The sequence below is a fragment of the Microbacterium sp. NFH-22A-Y genome, from assembly GCF_021401375.1.
In the GTDB taxonomy this organism is placed as follows: domain Bacteria; phylum Actinomycetota; class Actinomycetes; order Actinomycetales; family Microbacteriaceae; genus Microbacterium; species Microbacterium hominis.
Window position 1 is genome coordinate 87,443 of the sequence record NZ_JACBGF010000002.1, and the last position, 15,382, is coordinate 102,824.

Below are 15,382 nucleotides of genomic sequence, written 5' to 3' on the forward strand. Positions count from 1 at the left end.
CCCGGCAGCACCTACCACCCACATCGGAAGGAACACCACCCATGTCCAGCTGTTGCAGCACCAGCGCCCCCGCCCCCGGCGGCCGTGAGAACCTCCTCGACGCCGCCGGTGGCGCCGACATGACCACCTGCCCCGTGATGGAGGGCACCCCGGTCAACAAGGCCACCGCCGTGGCGGCCGGCCTGTTCCGCGACTACGAGGGCGAGCGGTACTACTTCTGCTGCGCCGGCTGCGGTCCCGCGTTCGACGCGGACCCGGCCCGCTACGCCGCCGCCATGGCCTGAGCCTCACTCCCGGTGCCCACACACCCCGTGCGGGCACCGGGAGACCGGACCCTTCATGACCTCCACCATCGCGGCCGCCCGCGAACCGGGCTACATCACCGACCCCCGCACCTACCGGAACCGGCTGCGCCGTCTGGAAGGGCAGATTCGCGGGCTCACCGGGATGATCGAGCAGGAACGCCCCTGCATCGATACCCTCACCCAGATCTCCGCCACCCAACGCGCGCTCCAGGGTGTCGGTCTCGCCCTGCTGACGGACTACCTGCGCCACGCGCACGCCACCGGCACCCTCACCGACGACACCGTCCTTGATGCCGCCTCGACCGCGATCACCCAGCTGATCCGGTCCTGACCCTGCCCTCCTCGCAGCGCCGCGACCCCCGTACCCCGGAAGCGAACTGCACCTCATGCCCACCCACCATGTCCTCATCCTCGGGGCAGGAGCAGCCGGCGTCGCCGCCGCAGCAGCCCTCGCCCGCCACGAGGACATCCACGTCACCCTGGTCGGCAGAACCCACGAGACCCCGTACATCCGGATGCACATCACCGGCGTCGCGTTCGGTCCCACCTTGCCCGAGACCATCCACGCGCCGCTCCCGCCCGTCACCGTGCTGGCAGACACCGCCACCCACCTCGACCCGATCAGCCGCATCGTGCACCTCGCCTCCGGCGCACAGTTGCGCTACGACGCGGTCATCATCGCCACCGGCAGCCGCCCGGACACCCTCACCCCGGGCCTGCCCGGGCGGCACACTCCCGCTGCACGGCACCAGGTCGTCACCCTGCACAGCATCCAGGACGCCCAACAGATCCGAGAACACCTCACCCGCACCGCCGGGCCGTCCCGGGTCGCGATCTACGGCGGCGGATTCACCGGCGCGGAGACCGCGTCCGCACTCCACGCCGCCGGACATCACGTCGCCCTCATCAGCCGCTCCCGCATCCCCGGGCGGGCCTCCTTCGGCGCGCAGATCGCCGCCCACATCACCGGCATCCATCGCGGCAAAATCACCACATTCCTGGGCCGCACGATCACCGCCGTCCGTGACAGGAGCCCGCTGCTGGGGATCACCCTGGATGACACCACCACGCTCTCCGCCGACCTGCTCATCACCGCCCTCGGCAACGCCCCCACCGCACCGGGACCGTTCTCTTCCGGGGTGCCTGTCGATGACCGGCTGCGGAGCACTGCCCCGCACGTGTACGCGGCCGGCAGCACCGCCATACACCGCGACGACCACCTCGGGATCTGGCGCCTGGATCACTGGGCCGACGCGGCCGCGCAAGGACAGCACGCCGCCGCCGCGGTGCTCCACGACCGCACCGGCGCCGCCGACCCGGGACCCTACCGTCCTCGTAGCTCCTACACGTCACTGATCCACGGCACCGCCATCACCGGCATCGGGTACACCATGACGCCCGCCACCGAAGGACAGGGCCCAGGACCCGGCACCCTCGTCACGCACACGCTCAACGGTGCTCTGGTGGGGGTGAGCGGTGTCGACGCGGTCGCCACCGTCCACGAAACCGCCCAGCACCTGCACGAGAGCGCCGCATGACCGCCGCCACCCCTGTGACCCCGGCCACTCGTGCCCGCGGCGGGTTCTGTCTCGCCGTGACCGGCACCGTCGTGCTAATGGCGGCCGCGTCGGCGCCTTCCCCGTTCTACCCGCAACTCACCGAGCAGCTCCAGCTGCCCCCGGTGGCCACCACTCTTATCTTCGCGATCTACGCCATCCCGCTGCTGCTCGCACTGCTGACGCTCGGGTCGCTTTCTGACCGGGTCGGGCGTCGCGGCATCCTCACCGTCGGATCGGTGGCCCTGTCGGTGAGCCTGCTGATGTTCTGGGCCGCCGATTCCTTCCTGCTGCTGCTCGCCGCCCGCGCCCTGCAAGGCCTGGCGGCGGGACTGCTGGTCCCGGTTCTGAACGCCATGATGGTCGACCACGAACCCTCCCGCTGGCTGGGGGCGGCCGCGCTGGCCAACACCGTGGCCCCCATGGCCGGTCTCGGGCTCGGGGCGCTCACCGCCGCTGGACTGCTGGACCTACCCGGCATCGACGCGGGCACCATCTTTCTGCTCCTCGCCGCGGTGTTCCCTCTCCTCGCCGCCACCGCCTGGACCATTCCCACCCCACCCGTCCTTCCCGGGGACGCGGGACCGGACCCACGGGCCCGGCGGGTCTCGGCGGCGACGCGGCGGATCATCGTCTCGGTCGCCCCCGCCATCATCGCCGGGTGGGTCACCAACGGTCTGTTCCTCGCCCTGGGACCGGGGATCATCGCCACCCGGTTCCACGCCGACACCTACCTGCACCAGGCCGGGTCCATCATCATCCTCGCCGCGGCCGGGGTGGTCGCCGCCACCGCACTGCAGGGGGCCACCGCCCGGCGGATCAGCGTGTTCGGGGCCGTGTCTCTCGGCGCAGGCACCGTGCTCAGCCTCGCCGCGCTGGCCGTGCCAACTCTGCCCGGGTACCTCGCCAGTGTCGCGGTCGTGGGTGCCGGGTTCGGGACTGCCTTCATGGGCGCGATGCGCACCCTGCTGCCGCACGTCGACCCCGGGCAGCGCGCCACCGTTATGGCCGTGATCTACACGATCTCCTACCTCGCGATGTCCGTCCCCGTCGTGCTGGCCGGCTTCCTCGTCCCCGCTCTCACCCTCCCTGGAGCCGCGGCCGTGTTGGGGGGAGTGGTGGTGCTGCTCAGCATCACCGCCACCCTCACCCACCTGCGCACCCCCACGGAGCTCACACCGCCCGCCACGCAACATCGACCGAAAGGGACCCGCCGACCATGACCGCCCCCGCGCCCCGCCGTTCCCCCCACCTCACCCGGCGACGCTTCCTCGCCCTCGGCGCCACCGCCGCCGCGGTTGGAGCTCTGGCCGCCTGCACCCCCACCCCCGCCTGGGTCAGCCCGACGGGAGCGGCCGTCGACCGCACCGAACGGGGCCGTGGCGGCACCGGCCGCGTGGTCACCGCGACGCTGACGGCGGCGGCGGCGACCCTCGATCTGGCAGGAACACCCGCGTCCACGTTCTCCTACGGCAGCATCCCCGGGCCTGTCCTGCGCGTCCAGGCAGGAGACACCCTGCAGGCCACCCTGCGCAACACCCTCCCCGTCGACACGTCCGTGCACTGGCACGGCCTGGCACTCCGCAACGACATGGACGGCGTCCCCCCACTCACCCAGACCGCGACCCGCCCCGGCGAGTCGTTCCAATACGAGTTCATCGCCCCCGACCCCGGTACGCACTGGTTCCACCCGCACGTCGGCGCCCAGCTGGACACCGGCCTATACGGGGTGCTCATCGTCGAAGACCCGAATGAGCCGCTGCGCTACGACGACGAATGGGTCATCGTCCTCGACGACTGGCTGGACGGGGTCACCGCCACCCCCGACGCGGTGCTCGAGCAGCTGCGAGAAGGAATGGGCGACATGGGCGGGCACGGCGACATGTTCATGCGGATGGGGAACATGCTGATGGGCGCCGACTCCGACCTACTCGGCGGCGACGCCGGCGACGTGTACTACCCGCACTACCTGATCAACGGCAAACCCGCCGCCGACCCCGCCCAATTCACCGGCACGCCCGGCACGCGGGTACGGATCCGGCTGATCAACGCCGGCGGCGACACCGCGTTCCGCGTCGCCATCGGCGGGCACCGGCTGACCGTCACCCACACCGACGGGTTCCCCGTCGACCCGGTCGCTGCCGATAGCGTCCTGGTGGGAATGGGGGAACGCTACGACGTGATCGTCACCCTGGGCGACGGTGCGTTCCCCCTGGTGGCGGAGGCCGAAGGCAAGCGGGAACGCGGCTTCGCCATCATCCGCACCGGCAGCGGACAGGCGCCCACCCCGGACGCGGACATCGCCGAACTGGGCGAAGGCCGCGTCGTCGCGGTGGCGAGCATGCTCTTCGCCGCACCCGAGGTCACCCTCGACCGTCGTGACGTGGACCGCACCCTCGACCTCACCCTCACCGGCAGCATGGCCAATTACGACTGGGGGTTCAACGGCACCCAGTTCGACATGCACAACCCGTTGCGCGGCGCGCACGCACTGGTCGCGGGGGAACGGGTGCGGCTGCGGGTGACGAACGACACCGACATGTGGCACCCCTTCCACCTGCACGGCCACACCTATCAGCACGCCGGTGGCGGCCCCCGCAAAGACACCTCCATCGTGCTGCCGAACCAAACCCTCGACCTCGAGTTCGACGCCGACAACCCCGGCCAATGGATGACCCACTGCCACAACATCTACCACGGCGAAGCCGGGATGATGACCGTGCTCGCCTACCGCCCCTGAGCACCAGCAGTCCAGGGAATACACGCCACACCCCACCTGTTGTCATACCCGTACGGGGTATAGCCTGGAGGGGTTCGGACGCAGACAAACGAGGCAGCGACGACGGCTGCCGCCCCGGACCCACATCACGGAGAGCAACGGATATGAGCCACGACCATCACCACGAAGCACCCGCCGGCACCCCCGCCGATGACATCGTCACCTGCCCGGTGATGCCCGGCAGCACCGTCAGCAAGAGCACCGCGGAAGCCCAAGGCCTCTACCGGGACTACGACGGGCAGCGGTACTGGTTCTGCTGCTCCGCCTGCGGCCCCCTCTTCGACGCCGACCCCGCCAAGTACGCCACGGCCGCCTAACCGACCACAGGCCGGGGATACCGGTCACCAGCCCCCACATTCGCGAGACGCAAGGAGCAACATTGTCACCCCAGAAGGTCCTCATCCTGGGAGCCGGCGCCGCCGGCGCGGCCGCGGCGCGCGTTCTTCACGGTTCCGGCACGGTGAGCGTCACCCTCGTCGACCGCACCGGACAGGCCCCGTACAACCGCACCCTGGTCAACAAGGGGGTCGCGATCGGGCTGCTCACCCCGGAACAGGTCGTCACCCCCGGGGTGGAGGTCATCAGTGACACCGCGGTCGAGGTCGACCCACAGGGAAAGACCGTGCGGCTCGCATCCGGCCGGATCGAACCGTACGACGCGCTCCTCCTCGCCACCGGCAGCACCCCCCGCTTGCTGCCGGACACGCTGCCCGGCCTGACCGCCGCCACGGAGGCAGGACGGGTCACCACCCTGCACTCCCTGGAAGACGCGGTCGCCGTCCGCGACCTCCTGGGCACGCTTGGCCGCCCCGCGCAGATCGTCATCTCCGGTGCCGGTCTGGTCGCGGCCGAGACCGCCACGCTGCTCCGCGACCGTGGACATCAGGTCACCCTCCTCGCCCGCGCGACCACCCCCGGGGTCAGCGTGTTCGGCGCCGGCGCCGCGGAGCGCCTCGCCGCCGCGCACCGGGAGCACGTGGACGTCGCGTTCGGCCGCACCCTCACCGCCGTCACTGACACCGGCACACAGCTCGAGCTCGCCTTGGACGACACCACACAGCTGACGGCGGATCTGCTGATCATCGCCCACGGAACCACCCCGACCGGCCCCGCCCCTTGGGAAGACGGGGTCATCGTGGACGGGAAGCTGCGCACCGCCACCCCCGGCGTCTACAGCGCCGGCGGGGTCGCCGCACACTATGACACCACCCTGGGCGCCTGGCGCATCGATCACTGGTCGGACGCGGCCGCGCAGGGTGAACATGCCGCACGCACCATGCTCGCCGACCTCGGCGCCGGCACCCACCCGGGCGACTACCAGCCCCGCGCCCCCTTCACGGCAACCGTGCACGGCATGATGGTCGCCGGTGCCGGGATCACCGGGGGTCACACCTCCGCACGCATCGACACTACCGACCCGCTCCTGGTCGTCCACGAGCATGACGGTGTCCCCGTCGGGGTGCTCGGGCTGGACGCCGTGCCCGCGGTGTTCGGGTGGATGCCGAACCTTCATACTCCTGCCGCGACCGATCCGCAGGACCTCGCCTCCGCGGGAACCGCGACGGCAGACTCACACCAACGCTAGGCACAGGGAAGTGAACCGATGACTGACCCGCACGCACACCACACCGACCACCCCACCGGCAAGGCCGCCACCGCCACCGGGGGAGACACCCGCCACGGCGACCACACCCCCGAGCCGCCCACCCAGCACGACACCCACACCGGCCACGGCACGCAGGCCAGCCACGGGGACCACGCAGGTCACGATGGTGGTGGCCACGGCGGCGGGCACGGTGGGCACGGGGATCACGTCGGCCAGTTCCGGCGACTGTTCTGGATCAACCTGATCATCGCCGTCCCGGTCGTGGCGTTCTCCCCGATGTTCGCGATGATCCTCGGCTACACCGTCCCCGACTGGGCACTGTTCATCGCCCCCGTCCTCGGCACCGTCATGTACGCGTGGGGCGGGTGGCCGTTCCTGACCGGTGCGGTCAGCGAACTCCGCTCCCGCAAACCCGGCATGATGCTGCTGATCGGTCTGGCCATCACGGTCGCGTTCTTCGCGTCCTGGGGCGCCACCCTGGGCCTGCTGCACCACGAGCTGGAGTTCTGGTGGGAGCTGGCGCTGCTGATCGTGATCATGCTGCTCGGTCACTGGATCGAGATGCGCTCCCTCGCCCAGACCAGCTCCGCGCTGGACACCCTCGCGGCGCTGCTCCCGGATGAGGCAGAGCGCGTCGAAGGGGACCAGATCGTCAAGGTCTCACCCGCCGACCTGCAGGTCGGGGACGTGGTGGTGGTCCGCCCCGGCGGCAGCGTCCCCGCCGACGGGAAGATCGTCGACGGCCGCGCCGACATGGACGAGTCCATGGTCACCGGTGAATCCCGCCCCGTCGCCCGCGGCACTGGCGACCCCGTTACCGCGGGCACCGTCGCCACAGACTCCGGCCTTCGCGTGGAGGTCACCGCCACGGGGGATGAGACCACCCTCGCGGGTATTCAGCGGCTGGTCACGGAGGCACAGAACTCGTCCTCTCGGGCGCAGCGGATCGCCGACAAGGCGGCGGCGCTGCTGTTCTGGTTCGCGCTGGGCGCCGCCGCGATCACCGCGGTGGTGTGGACTGTCGTCGGCAATCCCGATGCGGCGGTCGTGCGCACCATCACCGTGCTGGTCATCGCCTGCCCGCACGCGCTGGGCCTGGCGATCCCGCTGGTGGTGTCCATCGCCACTGAGCGCGCCGCCCGTGGCGGGGTGTTGGTGAAGGACCGGCTCGCGCTCGAGAGCATGCGCACCGTCGACACCGTGCTGTTCGACAAGACCGGCACCCTCACCAAGGGCGAGCCCACCGTCTCCGCCGTGGAACCGGTCGGTGACCTGGACGCTGACCAGGTGCTCGCGATCGCCGCGGCGGCCGAGGCCGACAGTGAGCACCCGCTCGCTAGGGCCATCGTTCGCGCCGCGAAGGACAAGAACCTGACCCTGCCGAAGGCGACCGGGTTTTCCTCTTCCCCGGCGGTCGGTGTCACCGCGACCGTCGACGGTGCGGAGATCCGTGTCGGCGGTCCCCGTCTGCTCGAGGACGTCGGTGCCAGCGAGGTCGACACGGCGGACGCGTGGCGTAGCGAGGGCGCGATCATCCTGCACGTGACCCGGGACGGAAAAGTCATCGGCGGGCTCAAGCTCGCCGACGAGATCCGCCCCGAGTCCCGTGAAGCCGTCGATGCCCTGCACAAGCTGGGTGTCCAGGTGGTCATGATCACCGGCGACGCCGAAGCCGTCGCGAACGCCGTCGGCGCCGAGCTGGGCATCGACCGGGTCTTCGCGCACGTGCGCCCGGAGGACAAGTCCAGCAAGGTCGCCGAGCTGCAGAAGGAGGGCCGCAAGGTCGCGATGGTGGGCGACGGCGTCAACGACGCCCCCGCCCTCGCGCAGGCCGACGTCGGCATCGCGATCGGCGCCGGCACCGACGTCGCGATCGCGTCCGCCGGGGTCATCCTCGCGAGCTCCGACCCGCGCAGTGTGCTGTCGGTGATCCAGCTGTCGCGTGCGGCGTACCGGAAGATGAAGCAGAATCTGTGGTGGGCTGCCGGGTACAACCTGATCTCCGTGCCGCTCGCCGCCGGCGTGCTCGCCCCCATCGGGTTCGTCCTGCCGATGTCGATCGGTGCGATCCTGATGTCCCTGTCCACCGTCGTGGTCGCCCTGAACGCGCAGCTGCTGCGCCGCATCGACCTCAGCCCCGAAGCCAGCACCCGCGCAGCGCTGGACAGCTAAACCCGAAGGAACCCGGCCATGACCACACCCGCACCCGACACCGCTCACGCCCCCCACGGGTACATCACCGACAAAGACCGATACCTGAACCGGCTCAAGCGGATCGAAGGTCAAGCGCGGGGCATCTCGAAGATGGTCGATGAAGAGAAGTACTGCATCGACATCCTCACCCAGATCAGCGCTCTGACCAGCGCCCTGCAGGCCGTGGCCGTCGGGCTGCTTGACGACCACCTGAAACACTGCGTGCTCGACGCGGCGCGCATGGAGGGTGACCAGGCGGAGCAGAAGATCAAGGAAGCCAGCGACGCGATCGCCCGTCTGGTCCGGTCCTAACCGGACCAGACGGGCGATCCCACGCTGCTGCGTCCACGTCCCCGGTAAGGGGACACTCGGTGCCTTGGCCGAGCGGTCAGGCAACGGCCTGCAAAGCCGTCTAGACGGGTTCGACTCCCGTAGGCACCTCGCATACGGCCCGTCGCGTGCCCGGCGGGCTATCCGGGCAGAATCGTGATGCCGCTGGTCTCGTCGACGATCACGATGCGGCCCGCGGCGTCCATACCGACCGCCTGCACCCGGCCGTCCACGCGACCTGCCGGCTCCCAGCTCGCGGCACCGGCTCCGGTCACCCAAATCTGCCCATCGGTGCCGACACCGACCACCTGAGTCCGGTCGGCCGCAGCCCCCAACGTGTACAGCAGCGGCGCTTCGGGCCACGCCGCGAAGGACGCACCGCCGTCCGTGCTGATCTGCACACCCTCTTCGGTGGCCGCGATCACCCGTCCGCGACCGTCGACGGCGAGACTGGCCGCTACCAGATCCGCACCGGTAGGTTCCCAGGTCAGCCCGGCGTCGTCGCTGCGGATCACGTCGCTGACGTCCGTGGCGATGGCGTACACCGTGTCATCGGCGCCGGCGGCGAGGGCGTGGAAGTCTTTCTCCCCACCGAACACCACCGACTCCCAACTCACCCCTGCGTCGGTGCTGCGCATCACGCCCAGGTTCGGTGCCCCCCACTCGGCGGGGCTTCCGGGGCCGGGGTGACCGGACGCGATCAGTGTCTGCGAAGTGGCGGTGAGTCCCATCGCGTCGAAGCTGTCCGTGCTGACCCGGCCACCCCACTCCCCGGTGTCGGTGACCTCGTAGATGCCTTCATGCGTTCCCAGGAGAAGCTGGTCAGTGTCCGGGGCGACGACCACCGCGTGGACATGGCTCGGTACCCCGGTGCGCCCGTCCCCAGCCGGCGGCGACGTCGGAGTGTCCGCGCACCCCGCCAGCATCAGGAGGGCGGAAGCAGCGGCGCCCGCCGCCAGTGTCTTCGTATGGACGTGCATACGCGTACCTCCGCGTTCGAAGAGTGGGGGCACCGCGCATGGCAGCGGCGCCCCCACTCGACGGATCGGGCTCAGAGCTGGCCGAGCAGATCCTGCATGGTCTCGATCTCCGCGGACTGTGTATCGACCACGGCTTGCGCGAGCGCCAACGCGTCCGCGTTCTTCCCGTTGGCGAGTTCGGTCTCGGCCATCTCGATCGCCCCCTGGTGGTGGGCGATCATCTGCTCCAGGAACAGGGGTGCCGCCTCGGCCCCGGACGCCGACTCCAGCGCCGCCATGTCCTCGTCAGACATCATCCCGCCGCCGTGCTCCATCTCACCCATGTCCATGTCGTCACTGGACACGCCCCACTCGGCGAGCCATCCCTGCATCGTCTCGATCTCCGGCTGCTGGGCGTCCTTGATCTGCTGAGCCAGATCCAGCACCCGCTGATCAACGTCGCTCTTGGCGAGGATCATGTCGCTCATCTCGACGGCCTGCTCGTGATGCGGGATCATCATCATCGCGAACATCGAATCCGCCATGTTGAAGTCCGCCTCCGCCGATTCCGACGGGGCCGACGACGACCCACCATGATCCATTCCAGGCATGCTGCCTCCGTTGTCCGCGCAGCCGGCCAGGAACAGCACCGCTGCCAGCGGTACGGCCGCGACCGCTGCCAAACGCATCTTCTTGTTCATCATCAGTCCTCTCAAACACTCGTGAAACCCGCGTACGGGCAATGAACCTCACCCCCGCCCCAGAGGGCAGGGACAGTGCGTGTCACGTTCGGCTGATCGACAGCTCCAGGAGTGAGGGAGGCCGGTCCGGGGCCGGCCGGCACCGCGTCACCGGCGGACGCAATGCATGCCGCTCCCACACAGACGACCATGCGGCGCGGGGGACCAGCAGCACGAGGGCGGCTGCCAGCAACGCCAGCACGCACATCATCATCAGAACGTCATGGCCCCCGCTCGGGCTGCACGACGCGCACGCCTCCGCATCCTCATCGCCGGTCGCGGGCGCCGACGAGTGGTGAGGTGCCCCGCCCGGCATCTCGACATTCTCCGAGGTCGTAGGGGCGGTGTGTCCCGAGGAGATCGTGTGCATCCCCATCAACCCGACGATGACCGCTGCAGCGAAGCACACGGCAACCAGCCACCGCACCGGGTGCGGCAGCCGCAGGCGCAACGCGGACAGGCCGATCATCCCGTCCAGCCTACCGTCCGTACCATACCCCCGCACCGTAACCCAAGGGGGTCGCCGGCATCCGGAACAGCGACGTAACGTAACCCCCTCACCGATTCAAAGGAGAAGGCCGTGACCGTCACCGCCCAAATGTTCGACACCCACCCCCGAGCCAACGACATCGCCAACCGAGACGCGCTCCTGGCCTGTATCGACGCGTGCCTCGAGTGCGGCCAGGCTTGTACGACCTGCGCCGACGCCTGTCTCAGCGAGGAGATGGTCGCCGATCTGACCACCTGCATCCGTCTGAACCAGGATTGCGCCGACCTCTGCGACACCACCGCGCGCCTGCTCTCTCGCCACACCGGCACGGACACCACCGTGCTTCGTGCCGCGCTGGAGGCGTTGCGCGCAGCGTGCGCCGCATGCGCCGCCGAGTGCGACACCCACGCGGACATGCACGAGCACTGCCGGGTCTGCGCCGACGCCTGCCGCCGCTGTGAACAGGCCTGCACTAACCTGCTCGCGACGCTCTGACACCCTTCCTCCGCCGACCGCTACCGCGGCGCTGGGGGGCCCGGCTCAGCGGTGGCGGACAAGGGCTGGCTCGTCCTCGGTGAGGTGCGCGGTCTCGATCTGGAAGGTCGAGTGCTGAATCGACACCGGGAAGTGACCGGCCACGCATTCGCGTACCTCGTGCAACACCTCCGCGGCATGCCCGTCGGTGAAGCACTCATCCTCGACCACCACATGCGCGGTCAGGGTGGGCAGGCCAGTGGCGACCGTCGATGCGTGCAGGTCGTGCACGTCGGTGACGTGTTCGAGCTCAAGGATGTGCCGGCGTACCTCGTCCAAGTCGAGCCCGGCAGGGGTGAACTCCATGAGCACCCGGGTGGTGTCGCGCATCAAAATGATCGCGCGCGGCACGATCAGTCCCGCGATCAGGAGCCCTGCAATCGCGTCGGCCTGCTGGAACCCGGTCGTGGCGATCACAATCGCGGCCACGATCACCCCGAGCGAGCCGAGTGCATCGTTGATCACCTCCAGGAACGCTGCCCGCATATTGAAGTTCGCGCCGCGGCTCGAGGAGAGGATCACGATCGCGATCACATTCGCCGCGAGGCCGACGATGCCGAACACGAGCATCTCTCCCGCGGCGACCTCCGGCGGCTCGAACAGGCGTCGGATACCTTCGACGGCGGCGTAAGTGCCCACCACCAGCAGCAGTGCGGCCTGCCCGAGTGCGGCGATCACCTCGATGCGTCGGAATCCCCAGGTCCGCTTCGGATTAGCCGGCCGCAGCATCAGCGTCGCCGCGATCAGCGCGACCAGCAGACCGGACGCGTCGGTGATCGCGTGTGCGGTGTCCGTCAGCAGCGCCAGGCTGCCGGTGACGATGGAACCGATCGCCTGCGCGATCACGATCGTCGCCGTCAGGCCGAACGCGATCCACAGTCGTGCTCGGTGATCCCCGGGCGCTCCTGCCTCGGTAGTCGGTGCACCGTGGTTGTGACCCGCACCCATGTCCCACTCCTTACTTGGTCAGTGACCAATTTCCTTGATCGGTGACCAAGCTACTACAGTGTTGGTCACTGACCAAGCTCGGAGGAGAGACCTGTGGCCGACCGACTATCCCGCCGCGACGTCATCCACGCCGCCTTGGCCCTGCTCGATCGCGGCGGGGCGGACGCCATCACCCTCCGTGGGATCGCCCGACATCTCGACGTTCACCTCAACTCGGTGTCGCTGCAGGTGGGGAGCAAAGCGCGCCTCTTCGACCTGATGGCAGACGCCATTCTCGGCGAGCTCTCCTTCGACGACCTCCCACACCCGCCGATCGACCGGGTCAAAGAGATCTTCCGCCGCTACCGCCAGGTCCTTCTGAACCACCGCGACGGCGCACATCTCGTCTCGGGTACGAGGGTCTCCGAAACCAACACCCTGCGGCTAGGGGAGGCGGTGATTGCCGCGCTGCTCGATGCCGGCGTCGACCCCGACCTCGCCGTCACCACCTTCTGGAGCCTCAACTACCTCGTGGTCGGACTCGTCCACGAAGAACAGACCACCCCCGAGGACGGCGCCCACCGCTTCGAGCAGGAACTCGCCGCACATTCGTTCCCCGCACTCACCAGCGTCCGCGATCTCTTCCTCGACGACAACGCCGCCGCACACCTTGAATTCGGCATGGACGCGCTCCTGCACCGCGCCCGCCACCTCGACTGAGCATCATCGTCAGCGGCGAGCCATCCCTCCATATGGAAGAATCTGCGTATGAATGCAGATAACGTGACATGCGGCCGCGACCCCGACAGCCTCTACGTAGAGCTCGCCGTCGAGGTCTTCGCGATGCTCGCTGACGCCACCCGCGTGCGGATCATCCTCGCGCTCGAGGGAGCCGGGGAGTTGTCCGTGAACCACATCGCCGACATCGTCGACAAGTCACCCGCCGCCGTCTCCCAGCATCTCGCCAAGCTGCGCCTGGCCCGTATGGTCACCACCCGACAAGACGGCACCCGCGTGTTCTACGCCCTCGCCGACGAACACGCGCGCCAGCTGGTCACGGACGCGATCTTCCAAGCCGAGCACTCCCTCGGTGGCGCCGCCCCGCACCACCACGCCGGAGCCGACGCCAGCCGCCCTGTGGCGCCATGATCACCGTCTTACGCAACGGCACCTACCGGGCGCTGTTCTTCGCCCAGGTCATCGCCCTTGTCGGCACCGGCCTGCTCACCGTTGCCCTCGGACTGCTCGCGTTCGAGATCGCCGGAGATGCCGCCGGATCGGTGCTCGGCACCGCGTTGACGATCAAGATGGTCGCCTACGTCGGCGTCGCACCCCTGGTTGCAGCGCTCGTGGACAGGCTCCCCAAGAAGGCCGTTCTGGTCGGCGCCGACGCCGTTCGACTCGCGATCGCGTTCACCCTGCCCTTCGTCCAGGACACCTGGCAGATCTACGTGCTCGTGTTCGTGCTGCAGTCCGCGTCCGCGACCTTCACCCCCGCCTTCCAATCACTCATCCCGAGCGTGCTGCCCGACCCCCAGCAGTACACTCGTGCCCTCGCGCTGTCACGCCTCGCCTACGATCTCGACTCGATCCTCAGCCCCGTCATCGCCGCAGCCCTACTTGCCGTGATCAGCTACAACAACCTGTTCGTGGGCACCGCCGTCGGCTTCGCCGCCTCCGCCACCCTCGTCCTCATCGCCCGCCTTCCCGCACACGTACCCGATGCGTCCACCGGCACGTTCTGGGAGCGGCTGCCAACCGGGCTGCGCGTGTTCGCCCGCACGCCCAGCCTCCGCTTCCTGATGGCCGCCAACGTGGTCGTCGCGGCCGGCACCGCTATCGTCCTGGTCAACTCCGTCGTCTACACCAAAGGCGTGTTCGACCTGGATGACACCGCCCTCGCCCTCGCCCTCGGCGCGTATGGGGTCGGCTCCCTGATCATTGCCCTCAACGTCCCGTGGATCGTCGACCGCATCGGTGTCTTGTGCGCCATGAGCATCGGTGCCTGGACGCTTGTTTCGGGTCTGATCGCGGCCATCGCGATGACGATTATCGCCACGACCACGGGAGAGGGCTGGTGGATGCTGCTTGCCACCTGGGCGTTGCTCGGTGCCAGTACCTCGCTGATTAACACCCCTTCGTCACGGCTTCTAGCCGACGCGTCCACCCCCGCTAACCGCAACCTGGTATACACCGCACAATTCGCACTTTCGCACGGCTGCTTTCTGGTTAGCTACCCGATCGCGGGCTGGCTCGGTGTCATTGGACTGCCCATCGCGGCTAGCGCGCTGCTCGGATTCGCCATCGTCGGCGTTACCGCCTTGGCTGTGCTGTACAAACCAGCAGGTACCGTCGTCACCACTCTGTAAACGATGAGCTGCGAGCACATGTTTCTGGCGGGTGTCGTCAGCTCGAACCGCGATGGACAACTCGAGGAGTAGACACACGCGTTGGACGCGGACACTTTAGCCGCGATTCCTCGGTCTCGTCGAGTCGTCGTGGACATCTCTGAGCGGTTCCTACAGTCAGGGATACAAATATAGAGACCACAAAATCAACGCCCGCAGGCCCGCCTGAACCCCACGTCGGTCGCGTGTGCGACACTCAAGGACATGACCATGTTGGAGCCCATCGCGCCGAAGGAATCCCGGCTCGTCTTCGGCAACAGCTACATGTACAGCGTCATGGTCGAGATCGCGGGTCTGCGCGGCGAGAAGTTCTCATCGAAGACGATCAGCGACGCGACGAGGCTCTCTCCTGGGATCGTGCATCCGCTGATCCAGAAACTCCGCCGCGCGAACTTCATCGAGTTCGTCGAGCGCGTGCCCGGAGAGCGGACCATCCTGTACCGCGTCCGCGAGAATCCCTGGTGGAATGCGGCGAGCCAGTACGTCGAAGAGGATCGCGCTACCGAGCGCTCCGCATCCTGACGGCGACGATCGCGCTCGAGCTGAGTTCGCGAC

18 protein-coding genes and 1 tRNA gene are annotated in these 15,382 nt (G+C 68.8%); 15 read left to right on the forward strand and 4 right to left on the reverse strand.

Features of this window, described 5'->3' with window-relative positions:
* The first annotated feature begins 41 nt into the window (after positions 1-41).
* From L0965_RS06400 to L0965_RS06445, 10 genes are all read left to right on the forward strand, one after another.
* The gene (locus tag L0965_RS06400) at positions 42-284 is read left to right on the forward strand and encodes a YHS domain-containing protein (RefSeq protein WP_067119694.1); all 243 of its coding nucleotides are present in this window, start codon (positions 42-44) and stop codon (positions 282-284) included.
* A gap of 55 nt (positions 285-339) precedes the next feature.
* Positions 340-636: a metal-sensitive transcriptional regulator gene (locus L0965_RS06405; protein WP_067119691.1), complete on the forward strand. Its 297-nt coding sequence runs from the start codon at positions 340-342 to the stop codon at positions 634-636.
* Positions 637-691: 55 nt separating this feature from the next.
* Entirely contained in the window at positions 692-1,843 is a 1,152-nt protein-coding gene (locus L0965_RS06410) for an FAD-dependent oxidoreductase (RefSeq protein WP_234057960.1), read from the forward strand.
* A complete protein-coding gene (locus L0965_RS06415) occupies positions 1,840-3,084 on the forward strand; it encodes an MFS transporter (RefSeq protein ID WP_067119687.1) in 1,245 nt (414 codons plus the stop codon). The genes L0965_RS06410 and L0965_RS06415 overlap by 4 nt, the downstream gene beginning before the upstream one ends.
* On the forward strand, positions 3,081-4,601 hold the full coding sequence (locus L0965_RS06420) for a multicopper oxidase family protein (RefSeq protein WP_101305190.1): 1,521 nt from the start codon (positions 3,081-3,083) through the stop codon (positions 4,599-4,601). Before L0965_RS06415 ends, L0965_RS06420 begins: the two co-directional genes overlap by 4 nt.
* Positions 4,602-4,744: 143 nt before the next feature.
* Positions 4,745-4,957: a YHS domain-containing protein gene (locus L0965_RS06425; protein WP_067121084.1), complete on the forward strand. Its 213-nt coding sequence runs from the start codon at positions 4,745-4,747 to the stop codon at positions 4,955-4,957.
* Positions 4,958-5,019: 62 nt separating this feature from the next.
* On the forward strand, positions 5,020-6,225 hold the full coding sequence (locus L0965_RS06430) for an FAD-dependent oxidoreductase (protein WP_067121082.1): 1,206 nt from the start codon (positions 5,020-5,022) through the stop codon (positions 6,223-6,225).
* Positions 6,226-6,243: 18 nt separating this feature from the next.
* Positions 6,244-8,418 carry a heavy metal translocating P-type ATPase gene (locus L0965_RS06435; protein WP_067121080.1) on the forward strand — a complete coding sequence of 725 codons (2,175 nt, stop codon included), beginning with the start codon at positions 6,244-6,246 and terminating at the stop codon, positions 8,416-8,418.
* Between the two features lie 18 nt (positions 8,419-8,436).
* Complete coding sequence (locus L0965_RS06440; protein WP_067121078.1) at positions 8,437-8,751, forward strand: metal-sensitive transcriptional regulator; 315 nt, start codon at positions 8,437-8,439, stop codon at positions 8,749-8,751.
* Positions 8,752-8,809: 58 nt separating this feature from the next.
* Positions 8,810-8,880 (forward strand) — tRNA-Cys (locus L0965_RS06445).
* 29 nt (positions 8,881-8,909) lie between these two features.
* Here L0965_RS06445 and L0965_RS06450 read toward each other — a convergent pair.
* The 3 genes from L0965_RS06450 to L0965_RS06460 form a co-directional block, all read right to left on the reverse strand.
* Positions 8,910-9,749: a F510_1955 family glycosylhydrolase gene (locus L0965_RS06450; protein WP_082914452.1), complete on the reverse strand. Its 840-nt coding sequence runs from the start codon at positions 9,747-9,749 to the stop codon at positions 8,910-8,912.
* Between the two features lie 71 nt (positions 9,750-9,820).
* Complete coding sequence (locus L0965_RS06455; RefSeq protein WP_067121076.1) at positions 9,821-10,432, reverse strand: DUF305 domain-containing protein; 612 nt, start codon at positions 10,430-10,432, stop codon at positions 9,821-9,823.
* 79 nt (positions 10,433-10,511) lie between these two features.
* The gene (locus L0965_RS06460; protein ID WP_067121074.1) at positions 10,512-10,937 is read right to left on the reverse strand and encodes a DUF6153 family protein; all 426 of its coding nucleotides are present in this window, start codon (positions 10,935-10,937) and stop codon (positions 10,512-10,514) included.
* 129 nt (positions 10,938-11,066) lie between these two features.
* Here L0965_RS06460 and L0965_RS06465 point away from each other — a divergent pair, with 129 nt between their 5' ends.
* Complete coding sequence (locus L0965_RS06465) at positions 11,067-11,453, forward strand: four-helix bundle copper-binding protein (protein WP_067121088.1); 387 nt, start codon at positions 11,067-11,069, stop codon at positions 11,451-11,453.
* 45 nt (positions 11,454-11,498) lie between these two features.
* On the opposite strand, the gene L0965_RS06470 is transcribed toward L0965_RS06465, so the two are convergent.
* Positions 11,499-12,440, reverse strand: coding sequence for a cation diffusion facilitator family transporter (locus L0965_RS06470; RefSeq protein ID WP_067121073.1), 942 nt, complete (start codon positions 12,438-12,440; stop codon positions 11,499-11,501).
* 93 nt (positions 12,441-12,533) lie between these two features.
* Between L0965_RS06470 and L0965_RS06475 the strand changes: the two genes are divergently transcribed.
* The 4 genes from L0965_RS06475 to L0965_RS06490 all read left to right on the forward strand — a co-directional run bounded on the left by L0965_RS06475 (position 12,534) and on the right by L0965_RS06490 (position 15,349).
* Positions 12,534-13,139: a TetR/AcrR family transcriptional regulator C-terminal domain-containing protein gene (locus tag L0965_RS06475; RefSeq protein WP_067121071.1), complete on the forward strand. Its 606-nt coding sequence runs from the start codon at positions 12,534-12,536 to the stop codon at positions 13,137-13,139.
* Positions 13,140-13,187: 48 nt separating this feature from the next.
* On the forward strand, positions 13,188-13,568 hold the full coding sequence (locus L0965_RS06480; RefSeq protein ID WP_067121069.1) for a metalloregulator ArsR/SmtB family transcription factor: 381 nt from the start codon (positions 13,188-13,190) through the stop codon (positions 13,566-13,568).
* Entirely contained in the window at positions 13,565-14,788 is a 1,224-nt protein-coding gene (locus L0965_RS06485) for an MFS transporter (protein WP_101305188.1), read from the forward strand. Before L0965_RS06480 ends, L0965_RS06485 begins: the two co-directional genes overlap by 4 nt.
* 243 nt (positions 14,789-15,031) lie before the next feature.
* Positions 15,032-15,349, forward strand: coding sequence for an Rrf2 family transcriptional regulator (locus L0965_RS06490; protein WP_157831535.1), 318 nt, complete (start codon positions 15,032-15,034; stop codon positions 15,347-15,349).
* The last annotated feature ends 33 nt before the right edge of the window (positions 15,350-15,382 follow it).

Bases quoted from the DNA above. Each gene is read 5' to 3' on its own strand.
- L0965_RS06400 (WP_067119694.1), top strand. From the start codon at position 42: ATGTCCAGCTGTTGCAGCACCAGCGCCCCCGCCCCCGGCGGCCGTGAG.
- L0965_RS06405 (WP_067119691.1), top strand. From the start codon at position 340: ATGACCTCCACCATCGCGGCCGCCCGCGAACCGGGCTACATCACCGAC.
- L0965_RS06410 (WP_234057960.1), top strand. From the start codon at position 692: ATGCCCACCCACCATGTCCTCATCCTCGGGGCAGGAGCAGCCGGCGTC.
- L0965_RS06415 (WP_067119687.1), top strand. From the start codon at position 1,840: ATGACCGCCGCCACCCCTGTGACCCCGGCCACTCGTGCCCGCGGCGGG.
- L0965_RS06420 (WP_101305190.1), top strand. From the start codon at position 3,081: ATGACCGCCCCCGCGCCCCGCCGTTCCCCCCACCTCACCCGGCGACGC.
- L0965_RS06425 (WP_067121084.1), top strand. From the start codon at position 4,745: ATGAGCCACGACCATCACCACGAAGCACCCGCCGGCACCCCCGCCGAT.
- L0965_RS06435 (WP_067121080.1), top strand. From the start codon at position 6,244: ATGACTGACCCGCACGCACACCACACCGACCACCCCACCGGCAAGGCC.
- L0965_RS06440 (WP_067121078.1), top strand. From the start codon at position 8,437: ATGACCACACCCGCACCCGACACCGCTCACGCCCCCCACGGGTACATC.
- L0965_RS06450 (WP_082914452.1), bottom strand. From the start codon at position 9,749: ATGCACGTCCATACGAAGACACTGGCGGCGGGCGCCGCTGCTTCCGCC.
- L0965_RS06455 (WP_067121076.1), bottom strand. From the start codon at position 10,432: ATGATGAACAAGAAGATGCGTTTGGCAGCGGTCGCGGCCGTACCGCTG.
- L0965_RS06460 (WP_067121074.1), bottom strand. From the start codon at position 10,937: ATGATCGGCCTGTCCGCGTTGCGCCTGCGGCTGCCGCACCCGGTGCGG.
- L0965_RS06465 (WP_067121088.1), top strand. From the start codon at position 11,067: ATGTTCGACACCCACCCCCGAGCCAACGACATCGCCAACCGAGACGCG.
- L0965_RS06470 (WP_067121073.1), bottom strand. From the start codon at position 12,440: ATGGGTGCGGGTCACAACCACGGTGCACCGACTACCGAGGCAGGAGCG.
- L0965_RS06480 (WP_067121069.1), top strand. From the start codon at position 13,188: ATGAATGCAGATAACGTGACATGCGGCCGCGACCCCGACAGCCTCTAC.
- L0965_RS06485 (WP_101305188.1), top strand. From the start codon at position 13,565: ATGATCACCGTCTTACGCAACGGCACCTACCGGGCGCTGTTCTTCGCC.
- L0965_RS06490 (WP_157831535.1), top strand. From the start codon at position 15,032: ATGACCATGTTGGAGCCCATCGCGCCGAAGGAATCCCGGCTCGTCTTC.